This is a genomic window from Microvirga sp. GCM10011540 (assembly GCF_042650665.1).
Taxonomy (GTDB): domain Bacteria; phylum Pseudomonadota; class Alphaproteobacteria; order Rhizobiales; family Beijerinckiaceae; genus Microvirga; species Microvirga lenta.
In genome coordinates this window covers 16,000-40,189 of sequence record NZ_JBHSBQ010000033.1, presented here as the reverse complement: position 1 = coordinate 40,189, position 24,190 = coordinate 16,000, and the positions used below count along the sequence as shown (strand labels likewise).

General features: G+C 66.6%; 20 protein-coding genes. 9 read left to right on the top strand and 11 right to left on the bottom strand.

Annotated features, from left to right (window positions below):
* The first annotated feature begins 91 nt into the window (after positions 1-91).
* Positions 92-676 carry an orotate phosphoribosyltransferase gene (pyrE, locus tag ACFOYU_RS12215; RefSeq protein WP_226741147.1) on the top strand — a complete coding sequence of 195 codons (585 nt, stop codon included), beginning with the start codon at positions 92-94 and terminating at the stop codon, positions 674-676.
* A 245-nt stretch (positions 677-921) separates the two neighbouring features.
* Positions 922-1,569: an NYN domain-containing protein gene (locus ACFOYU_RS12210; RefSeq protein WP_226741148.1), complete on the top strand. Its 648-nt coding sequence runs from the start codon at positions 922-924 to the stop codon at positions 1,567-1,569.
* Positions 1,570-1,599: 30 nt separating this feature from the next.
* Here the strand turns inward: ACFOYU_RS12210 and smpB are convergent, their stop codons facing one another.
* On the bottom strand, positions 1,600-2,073 hold the full coding sequence (gene smpB, locus ACFOYU_RS12205; protein WP_377033778.1) for an SsrA-binding protein SmpB: 474 nt from the start codon (positions 2,071-2,073) through the stop codon (positions 1,600-1,602).
* Between the two features lie 5 nt (positions 2,074-2,078).
* Positions 2,079-2,963 carry a 4-hydroxy-tetrahydrodipicolinate synthase gene (dapA, locus tag ACFOYU_RS12200; protein WP_226741150.1) on the bottom strand — a complete coding sequence of 295 codons (885 nt, stop codon included), beginning with the start codon at positions 2,961-2,963 and terminating at the stop codon, positions 2,079-2,081.
* Positions 2,964-3,151: 188 nt separating this feature from the next.
* Between dapA and ACFOYU_RS12195 the strand changes: the two genes are divergently transcribed.
* Both ACFOYU_RS12195 and ACFOYU_RS12190 read left to right on the top strand, forming a co-directional pair.
* The gene (locus ACFOYU_RS12195) at positions 3,152-5,218 is read left to right on the top strand and encodes a lytic transglycosylase domain-containing protein (RefSeq protein WP_377033777.1); all 2,067 of its coding nucleotides are present in this window, start codon (positions 3,152-3,154) and stop codon (positions 5,216-5,218) included.
* A 40-nt stretch (positions 5,219-5,258) separates the two neighbouring features.
* Positions 5,259-6,140: an alpha/beta fold hydrolase gene (locus ACFOYU_RS12190; RefSeq protein WP_377033776.1), complete on the top strand. Its 882-nt coding sequence runs from the start codon at positions 5,259-5,261 to the stop codon at positions 6,138-6,140.
* 264 nt (positions 6,141-6,404) lie between these two features.
* Here the strand turns inward: ACFOYU_RS12190 and ACFOYU_RS12185 are convergent, their stop codons facing one another.
* The 4 genes from ACFOYU_RS12185 to ACFOYU_RS12170 form a co-directional block, all read right to left on the bottom strand.
* Positions 6,405-7,700, bottom strand: coding sequence for a porin (locus tag ACFOYU_RS12185; RefSeq protein WP_377033775.1), 1,296 nt, complete (start codon positions 7,698-7,700; stop codon positions 6,405-6,407).
* Between the two features lie 498 nt (positions 7,701-8,198).
* Entirely contained in the window at positions 8,199-9,314 is a 1,116-nt protein-coding gene (gene hppD / locus ACFOYU_RS12180; RefSeq protein ID WP_377033774.1) for a 4-hydroxyphenylpyruvate dioxygenase, read from the bottom strand.
* 86 nt (positions 9,315-9,400) lie between these two features.
* Complete coding sequence (gene maiA / locus ACFOYU_RS12175) at positions 9,401-10,027, bottom strand: maleylacetoacetate isomerase (RefSeq protein WP_226741155.1); 627 nt, start codon at positions 10,025-10,027, stop codon at positions 9,401-9,403.
* Positions 10,024-10,524 (bottom strand): MarR family winged helix-turn-helix transcriptional regulator, encoded by a 501-nt coding sequence (locus ACFOYU_RS12170; RefSeq protein ID WP_377033773.1) that lies wholly within the window; start codon positions 10,522-10,524, stop codon positions 10,024-10,026. The genes maiA and ACFOYU_RS12170 overlap by 4 nt, the downstream gene beginning before the upstream one ends.
* Positions 10,525-10,647: 123 nt before the next feature.
* Between ACFOYU_RS12170 and hmgA the strand changes: the two genes are divergently transcribed.
* Positions 10,648-12,015 (top strand): homogentisate 1,2-dioxygenase, encoded by a 1,368-nt coding sequence (gene hmgA, locus ACFOYU_RS12165; RefSeq protein WP_377033772.1) that lies wholly within the window; start codon positions 10,648-10,650, stop codon positions 12,013-12,015.
* A gap of 6 nt (positions 12,016-12,021) precedes the next feature.
* Here the strand turns inward: hmgA and ACFOYU_RS12160 are convergent, their stop codons facing one another.
* Both ACFOYU_RS12160 and ACFOYU_RS12155 read right to left on the bottom strand, forming a co-directional pair.
* Positions 12,022-13,008, bottom strand: coding sequence for an endonuclease/exonuclease/phosphatase family protein (locus ACFOYU_RS12160; protein ID WP_377033771.1), 987 nt, complete (start codon positions 13,006-13,008; stop codon positions 12,022-12,024).
* A gap of 28 nt (positions 13,009-13,036) precedes the next feature.
* Complete coding sequence (locus tag ACFOYU_RS12155) at positions 13,037-14,125, bottom strand: TRAP transporter substrate-binding protein (protein ID WP_226741463.1); 1,089 nt, start codon at positions 14,123-14,125, stop codon at positions 13,037-13,039.
* Positions 14,126-14,205: 80 nt separating this feature from the next.
* Here ACFOYU_RS12155 and ACFOYU_RS12150 point away from each other — a divergent pair, with 80 nt between their 5' ends.
* From ACFOYU_RS12150 to ACFOYU_RS12140, 3 genes are all read left to right on the top strand, one after another.
* Positions 14,206-15,225: a fumarylacetoacetate hydrolase family protein gene (locus tag ACFOYU_RS12150; RefSeq protein WP_226741159.1), complete on the top strand. Its 1,020-nt coding sequence runs from the start codon at positions 14,206-14,208 to the stop codon at positions 15,223-15,225.
* Positions 15,225-15,581, top strand: a complete 357-nt coding sequence (locus ACFOYU_RS12145; RefSeq protein WP_377033770.1) for a glyoxalase — start codon at positions 15,225-15,227, stop codon at positions 15,579-15,581. The genes ACFOYU_RS12150 and ACFOYU_RS12145 overlap by 1 nt, the downstream gene beginning before the upstream one ends.
* A 109-nt stretch (positions 15,582-15,690) precedes the next feature.
* Positions 15,691-16,452 (top strand): tellurite resistance TerB family protein, encoded by a 762-nt coding sequence (locus tag ACFOYU_RS12140; RefSeq protein ID WP_377033769.1) that lies wholly within the window; start codon positions 15,691-15,693, stop codon positions 16,450-16,452.
* Between the two features lie 59 nt (positions 16,453-16,511).
* Here ACFOYU_RS12140 and ACFOYU_RS12135 read toward each other — a convergent pair whose 3' ends face one another.
* Together ACFOYU_RS12135 and ACFOYU_RS12130 are read right to left on the bottom strand one after the other, a co-directional pair.
* Positions 16,512-18,503 carry a methyl-accepting chemotaxis protein gene (locus ACFOYU_RS12135; protein ID WP_377033768.1) on the bottom strand — a complete coding sequence of 664 codons (1,992 nt, stop codon included), beginning with the start codon at positions 18,501-18,503 and terminating at the stop codon, positions 16,512-16,514.
* Between the two features lie 115 nt (positions 18,504-18,618).
* Positions 18,619-20,436 (bottom strand): ABC-F family ATP-binding cassette domain-containing protein, encoded by a 1,818-nt coding sequence (locus ACFOYU_RS12130; RefSeq protein WP_377033767.1) that lies wholly within the window; start codon positions 20,434-20,436, stop codon positions 18,619-18,621.
* A 111-nt stretch (positions 20,437-20,547) separates the two neighbouring features.
* On the opposite strand from ACFOYU_RS12130, the gene ACFOYU_RS12125 reads away from it, so the two are divergent.
* Complete coding sequence (locus tag ACFOYU_RS12125) at positions 20,548-22,599, top strand: sensor histidine kinase (RefSeq protein WP_377033766.1); 2,052 nt, start codon at positions 20,548-20,550, stop codon at positions 22,597-22,599.
* A 13-nt stretch (positions 22,600-22,612) separates the two neighbouring features.
* On the opposite strand, the gene ACFOYU_RS12120 is transcribed toward ACFOYU_RS12125, so the two are convergent.
* Positions 22,613-24,040, bottom strand: a complete 1,428-nt coding sequence (locus ACFOYU_RS12120) for a coniferyl aldehyde dehydrogenase (RefSeq protein WP_377033765.1) — start codon at positions 24,038-24,040, stop codon at positions 22,613-22,615.
* Positions 24,041-24,190 lie beyond the last annotated feature (150 nt).

Below are 24,190 nucleotides of genomic sequence, written 5' to 3'. Positions count from 1 at the left end.
CTTTCCCTTGAGCGGCGGGGGCGGCTCGAGCGGTGGGGCTTGCCTCCCGTCGAGACGCCTGCCAAACAGCGCTCGCGCAGGAGACCAAGCCATGACCCAGAACGAAGTCCTCGACGAATTCCGCTCCGCCGGCGCCCTGCTGGAAGGGCATTTTATTCTCTCGTCGGGCCTGCACAGCCCGGTCTTCCTGCAGAAGATGTTCGTGTTCCAGGACCCGGTCCGGACCGAGCGGGTCTGCAAGGCCCTCGCGGAGAAGATCCGGCAGGCCTACGGGCCGGTGGACTACGTGGTCTCCCCCGCGGTCGGCGGCATCGTGCCCGGCTACGAGACGGCCCGGCATCTCGGCTGCAAGGCGATCTTCGTGGAGCGCGAGAACGGCGTCTTCGTGCTCCGGCGCGGCTTCACCATCCCCGAGGGGGCCAGGATCGTCATGGTGGAGGACATCGTGACCACGGGCCTCTCCTCCCGCGAATGCCTCGCGGCCCTGCGCGAGCACCCGGGCGAGATCCTCGGCGCCGCCTGCCTGATCGACCGCTCGGGCGGCAAGGCCGATCTCGGCGCGCCCCTCGTCTCCCTGGTCCAGCTCGACATTCCGGCCTATCCGGCCGACCAGCTCCCGCCGGACCTGGCGGCCCTTCCGGCGACCAAGCCCGGAAGCCGCAATCTTAGAACATAGAAAAGCTGTTTACTGTCTTATAAAAGGCTTGACCCGAGACCTGCCATTATCTTGACACAAAGATGGCAGGTCGCTTTACTGTTTATAGTTTAATTTTTACTCACCAGACGGGTAAATAGCAGCCTGAAAACGGGCACGTCGTAAAACTGACGCGTAATTGTATTGCAACCGCGAATGATTTTGATGTCGCTCTTTCAGACACGGCTTCTATCCAGGCCCTGACGGCTCCGAAACAGAGAACAAGAATGTCAGGCCAGCAACGGATCGCGCTCTTCATCGACGGCGCCAACCTCTATGCCACGACGAAGACCCTTGGCTTCGATATCGACTACAAGCGCCTGCTCAAGGAATTCCAGGGCCGCGGCACGCTCGTGCGGGCGTTCTACTACACGGCCCTCGTGGAAGATCAGGAATATTCCTCGATTCGCCCGCTGATCGACTGGCTCGACTACAACGGCTACCGCGTGGTGACGAAGCCCACCAAGGAGTTCGTCGATTCCTCGGGCCGCCGCAAGGTGAAGGGCAACATGGATATCGAGCTCGCCATCGATGCGCTGGAGCTCTCCCCCTATATCGACCACATGGTCCTGTTCTCGGGCGACGGCGACTTCCGCTCCCTCGTGGAGGCCATGCAGCGCCGGGGCGTGCGGGTGTCCGTGGCCTCCACGGTGACGACCCAGCCCCCCATGGTGGCGGACGAGCTGCGTCGTCAGGCGGACGAGTTCCTCGACCTCGCCCACCTCGCCTCCCGGATCGGGCGCGATCCGTCCGACCGGCCGCAGCGGCCCGCGGGCGAGAACCACGAGCGTCCGCGCCCCCAGGGAGCGCCGAACAACGGCCTGGAGCGCCGCTACGGCATCCGCCAGCCGCAGGACGAAGACTTCGACATCTGAAGCAGGATAAGGGCTGGCCGGAGGAACCCGTCAGCCCTTCTGGCGCATGAGGCGCGCCTTCTCGCGGTCCCAGTCGCGTGCCTTCTCGGTCTCGCGCTTGTCGTGGAGCTTCTTGCCGCGTCCCAGTCCCAGCTCCACCTTCGCCCGGCCGCGGTCGTTGAAGTAGACCCGCAGCGGAATGACCGTGAAGCCCTCGCGCTGCGTGGCGCCGATCAGCTTGTTGATCTCCCGCTTGTGCAGCAGCAGCCGGCGCGGGCGCCGGGTTTCGTGGTTGAAGCGGTTCGCCTGCAGGTATTCCGGGATATATGCGTTGTAGAGGAACATCTCCTCGCCCGACGGCCCGGCATAGGCCTCCCCGATGGTGGCCTTGCCCTGGCGCAGGGATTTGACCTCCGTGCCGGTCAGCGCGATGCCGGCCTCGTAGGTGTCGAGGATCTCGTAGTTGAACCTCGCCTTCCTGTTGTCGGCGACGACCCGGTGGGCGTTCTTCTGATTGTTCTTCATGGCGCTCAAGCGTTGATCAGGCCCGCATGGGTCATGGCGGAGCGGATCACCTGCTTTGTGCCGTCCGAGACCGGCAGCAGCGGCAGGCGCACCGTATCCTCCATGAGGCCCAGCACGGACGCGGCATATTTCGCCGGGGACGGGTTGGTTTCCACGAACATGGCCTCGTGCAGCGGCATGAGCCGGTCCTGCACCTTCAGAGCGGCGGCATAGTCGCCGCCCAGGCAGGCCTCCTGCATCTCGGAGCAGAGCGCCGGCGCGACATTCGCCGTCACGGAGATGCAGCCGTGGCCGCCATGGGCCATGAAGCCGAGGGCGGTGGCGTCCTCTCCCGAGAGCTGGATGAAATCGGGCCCCATGACCTGCCGCTGGAGGCTGGCGCGGGCGAGGTTGGCGGTCGCGTCCTTCACGCCGGCGATGTTCTTGAGCTCGTAGAGCCGCGCCATGGTGGCGACGGACATGTCGATCACCGACCGGCCCGGGATGTTGTAGATGAAGATCGGAATGCCGATGGCATCGTTGATGGCCTTGAAGTGATGGTACAGGCCTTCCTGCGTCGGCTTGTTGTAGTAGGGCGTCACGATGAGGACCGCGTCGGCCCCCACCTTTTCCGCGTGCTTGGAGAAGGCCACGGCCTCGGCGGTGCTGTTGGAGCCGGCGCCGGCGATGACGGGGACCCGGCCCTTCGCCTCCTCGACGCAGATCTCGACGACTCGGTCGTGCTCCTTGTGGCTCAGGGTCGGGCTCTCGCCGGTCGTGCCGACGGGCACGAGACCATGGGTGCCGTTCTCGATCTGCCAGTTGATGAAGGCCCGGAACGCCGCTTCATCGACGGCCCCATCCTTGAAGGGGGTCACAAGAGCCGTGATGGAGCCTTTGAATTGGGTCATGGGTAATCCTCAAGAAAGATGCGCCGGGTTCTGGAAGCCCATCGGGCCTTACACATAAGAGCTGCGACGCATCGGCGCAAACCGCCCTTTGGCCTGTTGTCCTAGCCCGGCTCTTGGTGTTTCCTCAAGTGAAACGTCGTCATCGCCAAATGGTGACGGTGGCATAAGGGGATCTCATGAGCCTAAAGATGCGCCTTCTCACGCGCCTGATGGCGTCTGCAGCTCTCGTCCAGCTTTCGGCCTTCGCCGTGCAGGCCGATCCCTCTCCGGCGCCCGCACAGCCGGAGCCCGCGGTCGCCGCTCCGGCTCCGGAAGGCCAGCCGGCCGCCCCGGCGGAAGGCTTCGTTCCCCTGCAGAAGGTCGACGGCGACCTGGATCACCTGCCCTCGATCCTCAAGGCCTACCGCGACGGCGACTGGACCGAGGCCACGATCCTGAAGACCAAGCTCACCCAGCCTGCGGCCGTGGCCCTGACGGAGTGGTTCGCCATCCGAGGCGGCATCCCGGTCGGGTTCGACCGGATGATGGCCTTCCAGAAGGATTATCCCGACTGGCCCGTGACGACCCTGCTCCGGCGCAAGGCCGAGGAGGCGCTGGTGGCCGAGCGCAGGCCCTCTTCCGAGATTCGCGCCTTCTTCGCCCGGCAGGCGCCGCTGACCGCATCGGGCCGGATCGCCCTTGCCTTCGCCCTGAAGGCGGATGGCCTCGAGGCGCAGGCGAACGACCAGATCCGCCACGTCTGGCGCGAGGACAGCTTCGGGAACGACCTGGAGCGCCGCATCCTCGACCGGTTCCCCGGCGTGCTGAGCCAGGCGGATCACCGTTTCCGCATGGAGCGCTTCCTGCTCAAGGAGAACTGGGGCGCCGCCACCCGCGCCGCCGGCCATGCGGGCAACGACTACGCCACCCTCGTGAAGGCCCGCATGGGCATCTTCCAAGGCAAGAAGAAGGCCGAGAAGGCTTTCGCCGCCGTTCCCGCGGCCCTGCGCAAGGACCCTTCCTATCTGTTTTCCCGCGCGCTCTTCCTGCGCCGGAGCAACAAGCTGGTCGAGGCTGCCGCTGTGATCCAGGCGGCTCCGCGCGACCACGAGCTGCGCGTCGACGGGGACGAATGGTGGGCGGAGCAGCGCCTGATCACCCGGACGCTCCTGGACAAGGGCGACGCCAAGAACGCCTACGAGGTGGCGAGCCACCACGCGGCGGAATCGCCGGCCCAGCAGATCGAGGCGGAGTTCCATGCCGGCTGGATCGCGCTCCGCTTCCTGAACGACCCGACGAGCGCCGCCCGGCACTTCGCCACGGTTGCGAAAACCGCCTCGACGCCGATCTCGGTGGCGCGGATCGCCTATTGGCAGGGACGCGCCGCGGAAGCGGCCGGCGCGGAGGCGGATGCGAAGCTCTTCTACGAGCGCGCCGCCGACATGCCGACGACCTATTACGGCCAGCTTGCCATGGACAAGCTCGGACGGAAGGTGCCCCTGCGAAGCGCCGATCCGCTCTCCGAGGACGAGCGCAAGGCGTTCGAGGCCCTGGCTCCGGTTCAGGCCGTGAAGCTGCTGCAGCAGATCGACGAGCCGGACCTCGCCCTTTCCCTCTACATCGACCTCGCGCAGACCCTCTCCGACCCGGGCAAGCTCGACGCCCTTGCCGGCGTCGCCACGGCGGAGAACAATCCCCGGGCGGTCCTCGCCATCGGCAAGATCGCCACGCAACGGGGCTTCCCGCTCGACACCCATGCCTATCCCCTCGCGGCGATCCCGGATTTCGAGCCGGTCGGCGACGAGGTGGAGCCGGCGATGGTCTATGCCATTGCCAGGCAGGAAAGCGCCTTCAACCCGCGCGCCGTCTCCAGCGCGGGAGCGCGCGGCCTGATGCAGCTGATGCCGGCGACCGCGAAGCGGACCGCGAAGCGGTTCAAGGTCGATTTCGACCTGCAGCGCCTGACGCAGGACCCCTCCTACAACGCCAAACTCGGCGCGGCCCATCTCGGAGAGCTGATGGAGGACTGGAAGGGGTCCCACATCCTCGCCTTCGCCTCCTACAATGCAGGCGGCGGCAACGTGATCAAATGGGTCAGGGCCTATGGCGATCCGCGCCAGCCGCACGTGGACGTGGTGGACTGGATCGAGCGGATTCCCTTCTACGAGACGCGCAACTACGTCCAGCGCGTGATGGAGAACCTTCTCGTCTACCGCCAGCGGATGGATGAAGAGGAAGCGCCCGCCACGGCGGACGCGACAGCGACCGATTATTGAGGCAGGATCCCTCCCGTCGAAAACAGGGGTGGGGTGAGACATGAACGGCGGCTTCCGAGATTTCTTCGTATCGGCCGCCGACGGCCTTCGTCTCTATGCGCGCGATTACGGCCCCGAAATCGGAGGAGCCCTGCCCGTCGTCTGCCTGCCGGGACTGGCGCGGACCTCGGGGGATTTCCACGAACTGGCGGAAGCCCTCAGCCGGGATGAGGCCCGGCCGCGCCGGGTTCTGTCCCTGGACTATCGCGGACGCGGACGCTCCGACTGGGACGAGGACTGGCGCAATTACGACGTCCGCATCGAGCTGAACGACACCCTGCAGGTTCTCACCGCCGCCGGAATCGACCAGGCCGTCTTCGTCGGAACCTCCCGGGGCGGCCTGATCACCATGGCCCTCGGCGCGATCCGACCGACGCTGCTTCGCGGAGCGGTGCTCAACGATGTGGGACCGGTGATCGACGGCAAGGGTCTGGTTCGGATCAGGAGCTATGTCGGCAAGCTGCCGCAGCCGCGCACGATGCAGGAGGCGGGCCAGATCCTGAAGCGCATTTCCGACGCCCAGTTCCCGCGCTTCACCGAGGAGCAGTGGGAAAAGCTGGCGCGAGGCACCTGGCACGAGAACGGCGACGGCCTTCGGCTCAACTACGACCCCAAGCTCATGAAAACCTTGGAGGCCATCGATCTCGAGATGCCGCTTCCGATCCTGTGGCCCCTGTTCGAGGGATTGGCTCCCGTGCCGGTTCTCGCCGTCAGGGGCGGCAACTCCGACCTGCTTTCGGCCGAGACCCTGAGGGCGATGCAGGAAAAGCACCCGCGCCTGACCGCCATCACCGTGCCCGACCAGGGCCATGCCCCGGCCTTCGAGGGCGACCTCATCGAAGCCGTCAGGCGCCTGATCGCCGAGGCCGAGAGCGCGACCTGACAGGCAAGCCCGGCTTTGTACGCCGGCGATGCAGCGGCTCCCGGGAGTGAGAGAGCTCCCGGCCGCGAGGACCAGCGCCGCATGAACCTATGCAAACGGCTCCGCATGGGTGCACGCAGCCCTGCGCTTCGGTTACAGCGATTTCCATGATGAACAGAACAGGCGGCTAGCCCTCGCGCTGCCCTACAACACGCCATTTACTCGCGAAAAAAGAAAACCCCAGTGTTACCACCGGGGTTTCCTCTACCAATCGGTTTGAGCCGATTAGAAATCGCGCTGGACGCGGAAGCGGCCTTCCCAGCCGTTCGAGTCGCGGTAGCCGAGTGCGTTGACCGGGTTAACGCCACGCAGGTCCGTGTTGGCGTAGATGACTTCCACGCCGAGGTCGAGGCCGGAAACCGGCTGCCAGAACACGTTCGCGCCGATGCGGTACTCGCGGAAGTCACCGCTGTTAGCGACCGACACGCGGCTGTCCGAGTGCAGGTACGAACCGAAGAGGTTCGACCGGATCTGCGGGGTCCAGTAGTGACGGAAACCACCGGCGATAGCCCAGGCGCGGGTCTTCTTCAGGTCGCCCGTCAGCGGATCGTAGGTGGCGTCGACGAGCGTCGGCCGCCCGAACTCGTACTGAGCGAACGGGCTGATGATCGTGCCGGCGTTGCCGCCATCCAGGTAAGCCGGAGCGCCATCAGTATAGGTCGCGGCAATCCACAGAGCGTCGCCCGGAGCGAGCATCGGCAGGTTCACGTGGGCGGTTGCAGCAATGGCGAAGCCATACTCGGTGTCAGGGTAGTCCGTGAAACCGGTAACCGGATTGGTGAACAGGTCCAGTGCGCGGAGCTGATGGATCGCACCGGAGAGCTGAGCGCCACCCCACGTGCCGGTGTACTTCACGTTCGCGACCACGTCCGGAACGCGCTGACCAGCGTAGCCGAGCGGATCGAAGTCAAAGGCATCGATGCCGCGACGGCGCTCGAGACCGTCTTCGAGCGACAGGGTGGCCGAGAAGCCGTTGCCGAACGAGAAGGTGTAAGCGAGCAGAGTCACGTCCGGCGCGTCGTCGAAGCGCAGCGTGCCCATGTGGCCGGTCGGCAGGTCGGCGTTCGAGAAGAACGACGTGACACGACCAGCGGTCAGGCCACCGAACTGAACGAATGCCTGAGCCAGGTTCGTGCTCAGGCTGGCGCCAACGCCGGTGTTGGACAGACCGAACGGCGTGCCCGAGGAGCGGGTGAGCTCGTAGCGGATGTAGGCGCGCAGGAGGCCGTAAGCCGTCGCGGTGCGAGTGTCGACATTCAGACGACCACGAGCGCGGAAGCCAACGGCGTCCTCAGCGCGGGTGAGCGGCTCGCCGTACAGGTAGTCAGCGCGGATGCGGCCACCGACGCGGATGCAGGTTTCCGTGCCGGGGATGTAGAAGAAGCCTGCGCCGTAGGTGGAGCAGACGCGAACGTACTCAACAGGAGCAGCCTTCCGAACGGGAAGATCCGCAGCCTGGGCGCTCACGACGGCGGCGAGACCCGCAGCCGATCCGAGCAGAAGGCTCTTAACGAGCTTCATGGTTGACCTCCAAAGTTTCGAGACCCTTGGGGGGCCGGGTTTGTGCCTCGAGTGCTTCAACGAAGCCTAAACACGTCCCTTTTCCCCTAGGACTTGACGTCTCCAGCCCCATTGGCCGGAAATCACCAAATCACGACCGGGGTGCCCCCGTCGCTGAAGCCACATTAGCCAGCCCCGTTTCGCAAGCAACAGAATGAAGGCCCAAAACGGGCGCCAAGGGGGGCTTTTCGAGGGCATGTTGCACAAAGGCAACGATTCCGCCCACGCCCATTTACCTTTCGTAAAGATTTGCCGCCGTTCCCTAACAAATCCCTAAAATGAAAGGGCTTTGGGGAGTATGATCGGCCGTCCGGGCCGGCAGAATCGTTCTGCTGAAGGCCCCAGGTCCTGGTGGCAGGCTGTGAATAAGTTGGGGGCTTCGGAGGCGGGAATTCCCTCCTGCCCCAACGACAAGAGGCCGGGACGAGCCCGGCCTCCGACGAATCGTTGTTACGTGCCTCAGGCGACCTTGGGCTTCAGAACCCCGCGACGGATCTGGTCCTCCTCGATGGATTCGAAGAGCGCCTTGAAGTTGCCCTCGCCGAATCCGTCGTCGCCCTTGCGCTGGATGAACTCGAAGAAGATCGGCCCGATGGCGGTCTTGCCGAAGCGCTGCAGCAGCACCTTGGTGAAGCCGCCCTCCACCACGCCCTCGCCGTCGATTAGGATGCCGTTCTTCTTCAGCCGGTCGAGGGGCTCGCCGTGCTTGGGCAGGCGCTTGTCGATGCGCGAATAGTAGATCTCGTTGGGGGCCGGCATGAACTCCACGCCCGCATCGAGGAGGGCCTCGATGGAATCGTAGAGGTCGTAGGAGCCCAGCGCCACGTGCTGGATCCCCTCCCCCTTGTATTCCTGCAGGTATTCCTCGATCTGCCCGCTCTCGCCCGCATCCTCGTTGATCGGAATGCGGATCTTGCCGTCCGGGCTGGTCATGGCGCGCGAATGCAGGCCGCTTACCTTGCCCTCGATGTCGAAGTAGCGGATCTGGCGGAAGTTGAAGAGCCGCTCGTAGAAGGCCCCCCATTCGTTCAGGCGCCCGCGATAGACGTTGTGGGTGAGGTGGTCGATGTAGTCCAGGCCCACGCCGTGCGGCCTGGGATCGGGGTCCCCGAGCCATTCGAAATCGACGTCGTAGATCGAGCCCTTCGCGCCGTAGCGGTCCACGAGGTAGATCTGGAGTCCGCCGATGCCTTCGATGGCGGGAATCTCGAGCTCGTTCGGGCCGGTATGGGTCTGGACTGGCTTGGCGCCGAGCTTAAGGGCGCGGTCGAAGGCCTGCTTCGCGTCCACCACCCGGAAGGCCATGGCGGGAGCCGAGGGACCGTGCTGGCTGGCGAATCGCTCGGCGAAGGAGCCGGGCTGGGCGTTCACCACGAAATTGATGTCGCCCTGCCGGTAGAGCAGGACGTTCTTGGAGCGGTGCTTCGCGACGAGGCTGAACCCCATCGCCTTGAAGAGCCGGTCGAGCTCCTGCGGATCGGGATGGCAGAACTCCACGAACTCGAAGCCGTCGGTCCCCATCGGGTTTTCTTCGGAAATGGCCGGCGGCGGCGCGTCGTGCGGGAATGGTCCCATGGTTTCCTCCTGTTATGCTTCGGCCTTCGCAGGCCTGCTCGTCGAAACAACGCATCCGCCCCGGCGGCGGATGCGATCCGTCGTCTCTAGGCCGCGTCCGGCTGGCGTTCGGGCGCGGCATCCTGGAAGGCCCGGTGCGCCATGCACGCGGCCTCCACGGCGGCGATCCTGGGAAAGGCGTCGAGCGCGACGTTGAAGCGCCGGGCGTTGAAGACCTGCGGCACGAGATAGACGTCCGCGAGGGTCACGCGCGGGCCGAAGGCGTAAGGCCCCGGCCCGAGCATCGTCTCGATGGCCTCGAACCCCTGCCGGACCCAGTGGGCATACCACTCGTCGGCTGCCGCCTGGTCGTGCCCCAGCTTGTTCTTGAGGTAGCCCAGGGTGCCGGAATTGTTCAGCGGATGGATATCGCAGGCGATCAGGCTGGCGACGGCGCGAACCTTGGCGCGGTTGACCGCGCCGACCGGAAGCAGCGGCGGCTCGGGATAGACCTCGTCCAGATATTCGAGAATGGCGGGCGACTGGGTGAGGATGGCGTCGCCGATATCGAGGGACGGCACGCGCCCCTGGGGATTCATGGCCCGGTAGCCGTCGCCGCGCTGCTCGCCCTTGAGAAGATTGACCGGCAGGGATTCGTAGGAGACGCCCTTGAGGTTGAGGGCGATCCGCACCCGGTAGGCGGCGGAGGAGCGGAAATAGGTGTAGAGCTTCACGCCTCGCCCTCCCCTTCCGGCGCGAGCGACCGGGCATGAAGTGTGAGCTTCTCGACGAGGCCGCCCAGGGTTTCCAGCTCCTCGGGGCTCAGCACCGAGACCAAGCGGTCCTCGAAGGCCAGCGCCTGCGGAGCGAGGGCGTCGTAGATGGTGCGCCCCTCCGGCGTCAGGGCCAGCAGCTCCTCGCGCCGGTCGTCCTGGTTGGGCCTGCGGACGATGAGCCCCCTTTGCTCCAGGGACGAGACGGCGCGGGAGACGGTGGATTTGTGCATGACCCCATGGGCCGCGATGTCCCGCGCGGTGCGCACGTCGTACTGCCCGAGCGTGGCGACGATCCGCCAGGCCGGAATCGAGAGGCCGAACCGCTCCGCATAGATCTGCGCGAGCGCGTTGGACGTCAGGCTCGCCAGAACGTTGAGCCGATAAGGCAGGAAACGCTCCAGAACCACCCGGGGCTCGAGCGCTTCCTTCTTTGCTGCGGAATGAGAAGCCATCATTGACATCAATCGTTGCCAGTGCAACTAATAAGGAAAATTCGTTGCACTGGCAACTAGATTTATGTGCCGCAAGGTCAATATCGTTCAGGTATTCCGACAACGGATCATTCAGGGAGAGCGCTCATGAACGTCCAGAACCCTTCCCTGCAGGGACAGGCCGCCGACCGGATCGAGAGCGCCATTCAGCCCGGCTACATGTCGGGCTTCGGCAACGGCTTTGAAACCGAGGCTCTTCCCGGCGCGCTGCCCATAGGGCGCAACTCGCCCCAGAAATGCGCTTATGGCCTGTATGCGGAGCAGCTCAGCGGCTCGCCTTTCACCGCGCCGCGCACCACCAACGAGCGCTCCTGGCTTTACCGCATCAGGCCCACCGTGACCCATTGGGGGCAGTTTCGAAAAGCGGATATCGGCCTGTGGCGCACGGCCCCCGCCCATGAGGCGGACGTGCCGATTGCCCCTATGCGCTGGGACCCGATCCCGATTCCGGACGGGAAAATCTCCTTCCTCGAAGGCATCCGCACCATCACCACCGCCGGCGATGCGGGCACCCAGGCCGGCATGGGCGCGCATGTCTATCTCGTCACCCGCTCGATGACGGACGAATACTTCTACAATGCCGACGGCGAGATGCTGTTCGTGCCGCAGCAGGGAGGCCTGCGCCTGTGGACCGAATTCGGCATCATCGACATCCAACCGGGCGAGATCGCCATCATTCCGCGCGGCGTGAAGATCCGGGTGGAGCTGACCGGCGGGCCCGCGCGCGGATATCTCTGTGAAAACTACGGCGGCGCGTTCACTCTGCCGGAGCGTGGCCCCATCGGGGCCAATTGCCTTGCCAATCCGCGGGACTTCCTCACGCCCGTCGCGGCCTATGAGGACAAGGATGCGCCCTCGACCATGTACGTGAAATGGGGCGGCGCGCTCTGGGCCGCGGATATCGAGCATTCCCCGCTCGACGTGGTGGCATGGCACGGCAATTATGCACCTTACAAATACGACTTGCGCCGCTACTCGCCGGTGGGGCCGCTTCTCTACGATCATGCCGACCCCTCGATCTTCACCGTGCTGACCTCGCCCTCCGAGACGCCCGGCACCGCCAACATCGATTTCGTGATCTTCCCCGAGCGCTGGCTGGTGGCCGAGAACACCTTCCGCCCCCCGTGGTACCACATGAACGTGATGAGCGAGTTCATGGGCCTGATCTACGGCGTCTACGATGCGAAGACCGGTGGCGGATTCGTGCCGGGGGGAATATCGCTGCACAACACGATGCTGCCGCACGGGCCCGACGTGGACTCGTTCGAGAAGGCGAGCAACGTCGAATTGAAGCCCCACAAGCTGGAAGGCACCATGGCCTTCATGTTCGAAACCCGCTTTCCGCAGAAGGTGACCGCCTTCGCCGCGCAGACCGAGGCGCTGCAGAAGGATTACGGCGCCTACGGGCACAAGCTGAAGAAGCACTTCGATCCGAACAGGCGCGAGCCGAAATAGCCGGGATCAGGGCTCCGGCTCGAAAGCCAGGTCGGCAATGACCGGGAGGTGATCGGAGCCCACGTCCGCACCGACCCAGGCCCGGACGATCCTTACGTTCGGACTGGCGAGAACATGATCGATCATGAGTCCGAACAGGGGCACGCGCGACAGCCACGTCGCCGCCAGCCCCCGTTCCGGCGGGTTGCCGCGAACGCCTGCGCCCTGAGTGAAACGATGGAAGGCATGAGACCAGGGCGTGAGATTGAGATCGCCCATCACCACCGCCTGCTGCAACGGTGCGGCGCGGACGGCGGCAGCGGCAGCATCGAGCTGCGCCCGCTGGCGCCGGCCCTCCCTGCCGAAGGGACGTGCCGCGTGGAGCCCCACGATCGTGATGCAGCGCTGCCGGGACTGTGCTCCGCAAAGCCGAGCCGAGAGAACCGGAAGGTAGGGCGCCACATTCCGGTCCATGGACCAATCTTCGATTCGCCACCGGCTCAGCAGAACCACGTCGAAGGGCGAGCCGCGACGATACTCGGTCCGGTGCGGATAGGCGTCCCTCAGCCCGGCCAGGATTGCGCCATCGTCGGCGGGCATTTCCGTGAACATGACGACGTCCGGATCCTCCGACGCGATCAGGCGTCGGACGGCGTCCATGTCGGCTCCTTCAAGATGCAGGTTGAGGGTCAGAACCCGCAGATCCGCCCGCTCGGCGCCCGCTGCCCTGGCGCTGCCGGAGAGATAGGGAAGCAGGGGCACCGCGTTGGCGGCGACGAGGACCAGGCACAGGATCGCTGCCGCCCGGGACCGTGCGAACAGCGCCGTCGCGAGGCAGACGAGGCTGGCGGCCGCAAGCTGCGGCCGGAAATGTGACGCGATGTCGAACAGCCACCACCAGGCACCGAGGAAGCTCGCCACGGTGGCGACACCGAGCAGCGCCGCCAGCACGACCGACGGCGCCGCCAGTCGTCCTGCCCCCGCCCGGGCCAAGTCCTGGCCCGGGCGGGGCATGGGTGTCCCCGGCATCAGCACCCGGACATCAGACCCGTCCGCGGGTGCGGATCATGAAGGTGTCGAAGGCGTATTCGTTGAGCTGCCACCAGGGCAGCACCTCGGCCCGGTAGGCCGTCATCGAATCGTAGCCCTTCTTGAATTCCGGGCTCTTGGCGGAGAGTTCGGCATAGAGCTCGTTCGCGGCCTTGAGCGAGGCCTCCATGATCGGCTGCGAGAACGTGCGCAGTTCCGCGCCGGCGCCGACCATGCGGCGCAGTGCGTTGCCGTTCACCGCGTCGTACTTGGCCAACATCCAGTTGTTCGCCGCCTCGCAGGCGTTGAACAGGATGGCCTGATAATGCTTCGGCAGCTCGTTGTACTTCTGCTGGTTGACCACGAGGTGGAGCATGGCGCCGCCCTCCCACCAGCCGGGGGCGTAGTAGTACTTGGCCACCTTGAGGAAGCCGAGCTTCTCGTCGTCGTAGGGGCCGACGAACTCGGCCGCATCGAGGGTGCCGCGCTCCAGGGCCGGATAGACGTCGCCGGGCGCGACCTGCTGCGGCACCACGCCGAGCTTGGCCAGCACCATGCCGCCGAGGCCGCCGATGCGGAACTTGAGGCCCTTCAGGTCCTCGATGGTGTTGATCTCCTTGCGGAAGAAGCCGCCCATCTGGGTGCCGGAATTGCCGCAGGCGAAGGAGGTGGCGTTGAACTTCGCCAGAGCGTCGTTGACGACTTCCTTGCCGCCCGCGAAATGCCACCAGGAATGCTGCTGCCGGGCATTGAGGCCGAAGGGGATGCCGGTTCCGAGCGCCAGGGTCGGGTCCTTGCCGAAATAGAAGTAGACCGGGGTGTGCGCGCATTCCACGGCGCCGTTCTGCACCGCATCGAGGGCCTGCAGGCCGCCGACGATCTCGCCGGGGGCGAAGACCTGGATCTGGAATTTGCCGTCCGTCGCCTCGGCCATGTACTTCGAGAAGGTCTCGGCCGTGCCGAAGATCGTATCGAGCGATTTCGGGAAGCTCGACGTCAGGCGCCAGCGAATCTCCGGCATCGACTGGGCAATCGCCGGTGCGGCCACCGTGCCGGCCGCCGCCGCGAGCCCGGCTCCTTTCAGGAAGTTTCTTCTTTTCAACGTCATTGTGGTCATCAGGCGTTTCCCCGCGAAATTTTCCGTTGCAAGCTCAGTAAATCACAACAACCCGGTCGGTGGCTATGAAGCTTTCTTCCCTCAAGCAAGGCCGTGATGGCCGCCTCGTCGTCGTCTCGAGAGACCTGACTCGCGCAACGGACGCATTCTTCATCGTTCCGACGCTGCAGCAAGCCCTCGATGATTGGGACAGGGTCGAGCCCCTGCTCCGGGACCTGGCCGAGCAGCTCGAACACGGCTCGGTGCCCTCATTCCGCTTCCACGAGCACGATTGCGCCTCCCCCCTGCCCCGCGCCTATCAATGGGCGGACGGCTCGGCCTATGTGAACCATGTGGAGCTGGTGCGAAAGGCCCGCGGGGCCGAGATGCCGGAATCCTTCTGGACCGACCCGCTCATGTACCAGGGCGGCTCCGACAGCTTCCTCGGCCCGCGCGACCTCGTCTTCGCCGCCGACGAGGCCCACGGCATCGATTTCGAGGCCGAAGTCGCGGTGATCACGGGCGACGTGCCCATGGGGGCGACCCGCGAGGAGGCGGCCGCCGCGATCCGGCTCATCGTCCTGGTGAACGACGTCTCCCTGCGCAACCTGATTCCCGCCGAACTGGCGAAGGGCTTCGGCTTCTTCCAGGCCAAGCCCTCCTCCACCCTCTCGCCCGTGGCCGTGACGCCCGACGAGCTAGGCGACGCCTGGGACGGCGGCAAGCTCCACCTGCCCCTGATCTCGACCCTCAACGGCAAGCCCTTCGGCTGCCCGAACGCAGGCGTCGACATGACCTTCGACTTCCCGACCCTGATCGCCCACGCGGCGAAGACGAGGCCCCTCGGGCCGGGCACGATCATCGGCTCGGGCACCGTCTCCAACAAGGACAAGGACGGCGGCCCCGGCAGGCCCGCCGCCGAAGGTGGCCTGGGCTATTCCTGCATCGCCGAGCAGCGCACCGTCGAGACCATCCTGCAGGGCCAGCCCAGGACGCCCTTCCTGCGCTTCGGCGACACGATCCGCATCGAGATGAAGGACAAGGCCGGGCATTCCATCTTCGGCGCCATCGAGCAGGAGGTGGCGGCATACCGCAAGGAGGCGTGATGCTGCGCATCGACCACGTCCAGCTCGCGATTCCAGCGGGCGCCGAGGAGGTCTGCCGCCGCTTCTACGTCGATCTCCTCAGAATGGAGGAGGTCGCGAAACCGGCGGCCCTCGCCGCTCGCGGAGGGCTCTGTCTCAGGTCGGGCGCGGTCCAGATCCACCTGGGCGTCGAGGTGGATTTCCGCCCGGCGCGCAAGGCCCATCCCGCCATTGCGGTGGCCGACCTCGACGGCCTCGCCCGCACGCTCGCCCGGGCCGGGCACGAACCGACCTGGGACGACGCCATCCCCGAGATCCGCCGCTTCTATGTGGCGGACCCGCTCGGAAACCGGCTGGAATTCATGGGCTCGCCCTGAATTATTCGACATCTGCACCGGTCCGAACGCCGCGGGCGTGCATCTATCGAGGAACTCTTCCCAGTTCCCTGCCTTACTCAGGTGAGTAGAGGTGACAGGGAGCAAAGGCATGAATCTCGGCAGCATTCTGGACAGTCTCATGGCGAGTCAGGGGCAGCAGCGGCACCGGCAGCAGGGCCCCTTCGGCGGGCATCCGGGCCAGGGGCGCATGGGCGGACGGCAAGGAGGAATGGGCGATCTGGGATCGATGATCCCCGGCGGGATGGGCGGCCTTGCCGGCGGCAGCCTGCTGTCGCTGATCCTGGGCTCGCGCGGCGGCCGCTCCAAGGGCGGATCGCTGCTCAAGGCCGGCGGCCTCGCGGTGCTCGCGAGCGTCGCCTTCAAGGCCTACCAGGATTGGCAGGCGCAGCAGATGCCGAGCGTCGGGCAGAAGGGGAACATCCCGCCCCAGCCTCCGGCAGGCAGCGGCTTCCGCCTGGAGGAGGAAACGGACAAGGACGGCAACGAGATGGGCCTCGCCCTCGTGCAGGCCATGATCTCGGCCGCCAAGTCGGACGGGCACCTGAACGGCGAGGAAAGCACGCGCATCCAGGAGCAGATCCAGCAGCTCGGCCTCGGCAGCGAGGAGAAGGCGTTCCTGCTCGACCTGATGGCCAAGCCCGCGGATGCCGCCGCCGTCGCCCGCCTGCCCCGGACCAAGGAACACGCCGCAGAGCTCTACGTGGCCTCCCGGGTCGCGATCGGGGACGTGGATACGCCGGAGGAGAAGGCCTATCTCAGCCGTCTCACCGCCCTGCTCGACCTGCCGGGCGATCTCGTGGCGCATCTCGATGCCCAGATCGACGCCGCCCGCCGGTCGGTGACCTCCTGATGCGCGAACGGCCGGTCCCATGGGACCGGCCGCTTGCATCGTCGTAAAGGACGGGCGCCTCAGGCGGCCCGGACCGTCTCCAGGAAGCGGCCGATCTCGGCGCCCAGGCGCTCCGCCTGACGCTCCAGCGCCACGGACAGGTCCGCGACGGCATGGGCCGCCTGAAGCGACTGGGTGGCGACCGTCTCGGTGGTCTGGATGGCGGAAGCACCCGCCTGGGCCTCGCTGGAGACCTGGCTGACGCTGCGGGCGATCTCGGAAACCGCCGCCGTCTGCTGGCCCACGGCCGCCGCCACGGACGACACCACGGAGGCCAGGCTCTCCACCGTCTCCTGCACCGAGCCGAGGGCGCCCAGCGTGTCCTGCGAGGCCGCCTGGACCGCCTCGATCTGCCGGGCGATGTCCTCGGTGGCGCGGGTGGTCTGGCTGGCCAGCGCCTTGACCTCGCTTGCCACCACGGCGAAGCCGCGACCGGCCTCCCCGGCCCGGGCCGCCTCGATGGTGGCGTTGAGGGCGAGCAGGTTGGTCTGCTCGGCGATGCTGCGGATGAGGTCTGCGACCTCGCCGATCTGCGAGGTCGCCGCCGACAGGGCCGACATGGAGTGGGACGCGCCCCGCGCCTCGGCGACCGCGCGTTCGGACGCCCGGGTCGACTCGCTGGTCTGGGCCGCCACCTGGGCCAGGGACGCGTCGAGTTCCTCCGCGGCACTCGCCACGGCAGACACGTTCTGCGACGCCCGCAGGGTCGCATCGCCCGCCACCTGCGCCTGTTCGGTCACGTGGTGAGCGGAGCCCTTGAGCTGCCCGGAAGCCGAGGCGAGGTCGTCGGTGGCCCTGCGGACCTCCGCCAGGATCTCCTCGACGGAGGCGTCGAAGGCGCTGATCGCTCCCGCGATGGCCGAGGCCCGCTGGGCCTCGAACGCGGCCATGCCCTCGCGCTCGCCGGTGAGGCGCTCGCGCTCGCGGGCGTTGTCGCGGAACACCAGGACGGTGCGCGCCATGGCGCCGATCTCGTCGGACGCGCCGGTGGACGGGATTTCCGTGGAGGCGTCGCCGTCGGCCAGGCGCTGCATGGCGCGTTGCAGGCGGACGAGCGGCAGGGAGATCGAGCGTCCCACGAGCATGGTCAGGGTCAGGCCGAGGACGAGAGCCGCGCCCATCACCCAGAGGATGAGCGTGAAGGTCCGCTCCTGCGAGGCGATCAGCTGCGCGCCGGTCTTGTCCGCCTCCGCCCGCACCTTCGTGAGCAGCTGTTCGAGGGTCGGGACGAGCAGGTCGAACTGGCCCATCAGGCGCTCGCCTTCTCCCATCACCTTCTTCTCCAGCTCCGCCCAGGCATTGAAGGCATCCCGATAGGCTTCGCCCGCAGCCGCGATGGGGCCGCGCAACGCAGCCGCATCCCCGCCGAGGCGGGGAATGGCCCGCGTGAAGCGGCCCTGGTCGACCTCGAAGGCGCCCAGGATCATGTCTTCCAGCTCGCGCTGCGCCCGCGCCTCCTGCCGGAACATGCCGAGCGTTGCCGCCCACACGCGCACCGCATCGAAATCCTCACTGCTGGCGAGGGGCCGGGCGGTCTTTTCGAGAGCCGTGGCCGTGGTCAGAAGGCGTCCGCGGGCGCCCTCCTCCGCCTGGTAGCCGACCTCCGCATAGAGCCTGTCGAGCTCCTTCGCCTGCTCGCTCAGGGCCGCCGCGCGCTGGGCGAGCTCCTGGACCTCGGGCTCGATCAGGTCCGCACCCGGAGCCGCCTTGATCTCGTCGAGCCGCGAGACGAGCGCCCCGTGCTGTTCGGTGAAGGCCTGGGCAAGATGGCCGAGGCGGGTCGCCGTCCATTCGCGGGCCGTGACCTTCAGGGCATCGGCGCGGCCCCGGAACTGGTAGGCCTTCTCGGCCAGGGCCGCATAGGTCTGCTGGCCTTCGAGGGCCTGCTCGACCTCGCTGCGTCCGGTCTGGAACACCGCGCCGATGATTCCGAAACCCAGCACCATCACGCCGCTGAGCGCGGCGACACGCACGCGAACAGACGGCCACCGCAAACGCGCAAGAGACGACATTGCCCCAATCTCCGAACATGACTTTACGTCACCATGTCGCAGGAGGCGTTAACGATGGCTTATTTCCTGTGGCGCGATGAAGGCGGACCGGATTGCGAGCTGAAACGGATTGCGGTCAGCCGTCGAGTTCCTCGCGCAGCATCTCTAGTTCGAGCCAGCGCTCTTCCGCCGCGCTGAGTTCTGTCTGCAGCTGCGTGAGTGCATCCATCGCCTTCTGGAAACGGGCGGGGTCGCGGGAGTAGAGGTCGGGATCGGCTAGGATCTCCTGCACCTTGGCGATCTTCGCCTCCATCTCGCCCATGCGCTTGGGCAGGGTCTTGAGGTCGTGCTGCTCGTTGAAGCTGAGCTTGCGCTTGGACGCGGCAGCGGAGGACTGGTTCGACGACGACGTGTCGCCTCCCCTGGACTTGGCTTCCTTCTCCACCGTCCTGGCCTGCACGCCCTGGCCACGCTGGGCGACCATGTCCGTATAGCCGCCGGCATATTCGAGCCAGCGGCCCGCGCCTTCCGACACCAGTACGGAGTTCACGGTGCGGTCGAGGAAGTCGCGGTCGTGGCTAACGAGGATGACGGTGCCGGAATAATCCGTGATCATTTCCTGGAGCAGGTCCAGGGTCTCGAGGTCGAGATCGTTGGTGGGCTCGTCGAGCACCAGCAGGTTCGAGGGCTGCGCCAGGGCCCGGGCGAGCATCAGGCGATTGCGCTCGCCGCCCGAGAGCACGCCGACCGGTGTGCGCGCCTGTTCGGGAGAAAACAGAAAGTCCTTCATGTAGCCGATGACGTGCTTGGTCTGCCCGCCGATCACTACCGTGTCGCCGCGTCCGCCGGTCAGGGTCTCGGCCACGGTGGCGTTCGGGTCGAGGCTCATGCGGCGCTGGTCGAGCGTCACCATCTGGAGATTGGCCCCCAGCCGCACCCGCCCCTCGTCCGGCGCGACGACGCCGGTGAGCAGGTTGATGAGCGTGGTCTTGCCGGCCCCGTTCGGGCCGATGATGCCGAGACGGTCCCCGCGCAGGATGCGCAGCGACAGGTCCGCGACAATGGGACGGCCGTCGTAGGATTTCGACACGCCCTCGGCCTCGACCACGAGGGTGCCGGACTGCTCGGCCTCCGCGAGGCTGATGCTCACGGTGCCGACCGCCCGCTTGCGGTCGCGGTGCTGCTGGCGCATGGCCTGAAGGTTGCCGAGGCGGCGCACGTTCCGCTTGCGCCGTGCCGTCACGCCGTAGCGCAGCCAATCGGCCTCGGCGACGAGCTTGCGGCCGAGCTTGTGATGTTCGGCCTCCTCCTGCTCCAGAACCTGGTCGCGCCATTCCTCGAAATGGGCGAAGCCCTGATCCATGCGGCGCGTCCGGCCCCGGTCGAGCCAGACCGTGGCCTGCGACAGGCTCTCCAGAAAGCGGCGGTCGTGGCTGATGAGTACCAGGGCGGAGCGCAGGCTCTTCAGCTCGCTTTCGAGCCACTCGATGGCGGGAAGATCCAGGTGATTCGTCGGCTCGTCGAGGAGCAGGATGTCGGGCGCGGGCGCCAGAACCTGGGCCAGGGCAGCCCGGCGCGCCTCGCCGCCCGAGAGCCGGGAGGGCACCTCCTCGCCGGTCAGGCCGAGCTGTTCGAGCAGGTAGCGCGCCCGGTAGGGATCGTCCCCCGGTCCGAGGCCGGCCTCCACATAGGCCAGCGTGTTCGGATAGGCGCTCAGGTCCGGCTCCTGCGCGAGGTAGCGCACCGTCGCGCCGGGCTGGACGAAACGCTTGCCCCGGTCGGCTTCGACGAGCCCCGCCGCGATCTTGAGCAGGGTCGACTTGCCCGAGCCGTTGCGGCCGACGAGGCACGCGCGCTCGCCCGGCGAAACCGACAATTCGGCGCTCTCGATCAGCGGCGTGCCGCCGAAGGTGAGCGCAATATCCTGGAGGAGAAGAAGAGGAGGAGCAGCCATTCCCGCTTCCGTGGCATCTCCAGGCCGCATAAGCAAGATCGTGATGCTGCGTCAGGGTGGACGCTTGCCGATCTTTGTGGTCCCCTGTCGTCCCGCAAGCTGGACCTTTGCATGACACTGACGAAGCGGCTGCTTCTCCTGGCGCTGATCTCGGTTCTGCCGGCGCTCGTGATCTGGACCTATACGGAAGTCTCCCTTCGTCGCGCCCGTGAAGCTGAAGTGAACGATCTCGCGATCCGTCAGGCGGGAGTCGCCGCATCGGAGCTCGAGCGCATCTTCGACGGCATCCAGAGCCTCCTGATCGCGGTGGACGAAACGCCCTCGATTCGCACCTTCAATGCGCCCGCCTGCAGCAACTACCTGCGCGCGCTGCAGCAGAAGGTCCCGTATCTTCTGGCCTTCGTGGCGCTCGATCTCGACGGCCGGGTGCGCTGCCAGCAATCGCCGCTTCCCGTCAGCCTGACCCAGTTCAGCGGCCGCCCCTATTTCCAGGATGTCCTGCGGGAGCGGGGCTTCGTCGTCGGCACCTACACGCCCGAATTCACCGAGGGCGGGCTCGGCGCCCATCCGGTCCTGCCGCTGGCGATGCCGATCTGGAGCGACGACGGAGAAGTCAGCGGTGTCATCGCCACCGCCCTCGATCTGCGGTGGCTCGGCCAGAAGCTGAAGGAGCGCGTGCTTCCCGCAGGCGGGTCCGTCACGATCGCCGACCGGAACGGCATCATCCTCGCGCGGGAGCCCCTCCCGGAACGTTTCATCGGAACCAGGATCCCCGAGCCCTTCCGGGAGATCGTCCATTCCAACCGTGCCGGGAGCTTCGAGGCGGTCAGCCAGGACGGCGTCAGGCGCATCCTGGGCTACATCCCGGTCCAGATGCCGCCGAAGGGTCTCTATGTCAGCGCCGGCCTGTCGTCGAAGGCGGCCTTCAGGACGATCAACCAAGCCTCCCGGCGCGGCTTCATGCTCATCGCAGCCGCCCTGATCCTGGCTCTCTCCCTGTCCTGGCTCATCAGCCGCACCTTCATCACCAAGCCGTTCGACATGATGACGGATGCGGTGCGCGCCTGGCGCCGCGGCAACTATCTCGCGCGCATCAACCTGCCCGGCAGCCCGGGCGAGCTCGGTGTTCTGGCGAACGCCTTCAACGACCTGATGGACGATGTGGCTGAGCGGCAGAAGGCCCTGCAGGCGAGCGAGGAACGCGCGCGCCTCGCCCTCGATGCCGGCCATATGGGGACCTGGTGGTACGACCACCTCAAGGGAGCCGGAGGCTGGTCGAGCCAGTCGGCCGCCCTTCTCGGCCTGCCTCCCGAGAAGACGACGATCACCATTCCCGAGTGGCGTGAACTGGTGCATCCCGACGATGTGGACAGCGTCTTCGACAAGCTGCGGGCGGCGGTTCAGGGAAAAGGCGAGTACGAGGACGAGTACCGCGTGCGACACCCCGGCGGAGAGGTGCGCTGGATCAACGCGAAGGGCCGCGTCTTCTTCAACTCGCAGGGAAAGCCGGTCTACTTCGTCGGAATCTTCCAGGACGTGACCGACCGCAAGCAGGCCGAGGACCAGCAGCGGTTCCTTCTCGACGAACTGAACCACCGGGTGAAGAACACCCTCGCCACGGTCCAGTCCATCGCGGCGCAGACCCTGCGCTCCGCGGGCAACTCCGCGGGCTTCAAGGAGGCCTTCGAAGGGCGGCTGCTGGCCCTGTCGAAGACCCACGACCTCCTGACGCGCAACTCCTGGCGCGATGCCGATCTGCACGATCTCGCCCGGCAGGAGCTCGCCCCCTACCGCCGGAACGGCGACGACAGGGCCGTCATCGAGGGTCCGAAGGTCAACCTTCCCGCCCGCTATGCCATCAATTTCGGGCTGGTCCTGCACGAGCTGGTGACGAATGCGGCCAAATACGGGGCGCTCTCGACGCCGTCAGGGCAGGTCGAGGTCACGTGGTCCGTCATCGCGGATCCCGAGCGCCCGAAGCAGCTTCGCCTGCATTGGAGCGAAAGGGGCGGTCCCCTGGTGGAGAAGCCAAAGCGCCAGGGCTTCGGCTCGCGGCTGATCCGCCGCAGCATCGAGGGCGAGTTGTCGGGCTACGTGGTCATCAACTTCGCGCCGACGGGCGTCTCCTACGACGTCTCCGTTCCCCTGCCCGCAGATTCCTGAGGGCGCTGCCCGGTCAGCGCAGGATCAGACCCAGCAGGCGCTCCATGCGCTTGCCGTAAGGCGGCTTCGTCATGCCCGCTCCGTTGAGGCGCGCCTGACGGAAAACTGACTTCGCGTGGCTGAAGGTGCGAAAGCCCGCCTCGCCGTGATAGGCGCCCATGCCGCTCTCGCCGACGCCGCCGAAGGGCAGCTCCTCCTGCACGCAGTGCAGCAGCGTATCGTTGACGGCCATGCCGCCGGCGACGACCCGCTGAACGCCGTACTCCACCGTCTCCTTGTCGTGGCTGAACAGATAGAAGGCCAAGGGGCGCGGACGCTCGCCGATATACCCGAAGGCCTCCTCCAGCGTGTCGTAGGGCACGATGGGTAGGACGGGCCCGAAGATCTCCTCCCGCAGGGCCAGGGCGTCATCGGGCGCACTGAGGAGGAGAACGGGCGCGATCTTGCGCCCGGAAGCCTGGAGCGTCTCCCCGGCGGGATTGACCTCGTGCGCGCGGGCGCCGCGCTCCAGGGCATCCGCGACGAGGCGGCCGATCCGCTCGTAATGCCGGTCGTTGACGATGGCGGTGTAGTCCGGGTTCGCGCCGAGCGTCGGGTAGAGCTTCGTCGCCGCCGCCTTGAACGCCTCGACGAAGGCCGTTTCGCTGCCGCGCGGCACCAGAACGTAATCCGGCGCGATGCAGGTCTGGCCCGCATTGAACAGCTTTCCGGCCGCGATGCGCTCCGCCGCCTTGTCGAGAGGGTAGTCGGGGGCGACGAGAGTGGGGGATTTGCCGCCGAGTTCGAGGGTCACCGGAACGAGGTTCTCGGACGCCGCCCGCATGACGTGGCGCCCCACGGCGGTGGAACCCGTGAAGAGGAGGTGGTCGAACTTGAGGGCGGTGAACGCCTCCGCCACGTCCGGCCCGCCCTGCACGACGGCGACCTCGTGCGGCTTGAAGACCTCGCCGATCACCGTCTCCAGCAGGGCCGAGGTCGCTGGCGTGATCTCGGAGGGCTTGATCATGACCCGGTTTCCGGCGGCAATTGCGCCGGCAAGCGGCGCGAGGGCGAGCTGCACCGGATAGTTCCAGGGGGAAATGATCCCCACCACGCCGAGCGGCTGGTAGACGACGCGTCCCGAGGCGGGCTTGAACATCCACTGGATCGGCCGGCGGCGCGGCTTCATCCAGCACCGGAAATTCCGCCTTGCGTGGCGCAGGCCCGCGACCACCGGATAAAGGTCGGCCAGCTTCGTCTCGTGGACGGAGCGGTGTCCGAAATCCTGCCGGACGGCGTCGGCGAAGTCATCCGCATGACGCAGGACCGCATCCGCGAGCCCCTTCAGCGTCTCCGCCCGCCGCTCCACGGTCAGCGGGCCTTCCGCCCGCAAGGCATGGCGCTGCGCGGCCAGACAGGCGGACAGACGCTCCTTGGTCGGATTGGTCACTGAATCGCGCATCGTCCGGGAAAAGCCCTCCAGGGGAAGGGCTAGATATGGGGAATCCCGACCGGTTCTCAACGCGGCCGGTCTTAGACATTGGGCTCAGACCGCCCCATCTCCCGGTGCCCGCAGACGGGCCTTTTCCCAAGCCAAGCCTCTGCGGCGGAT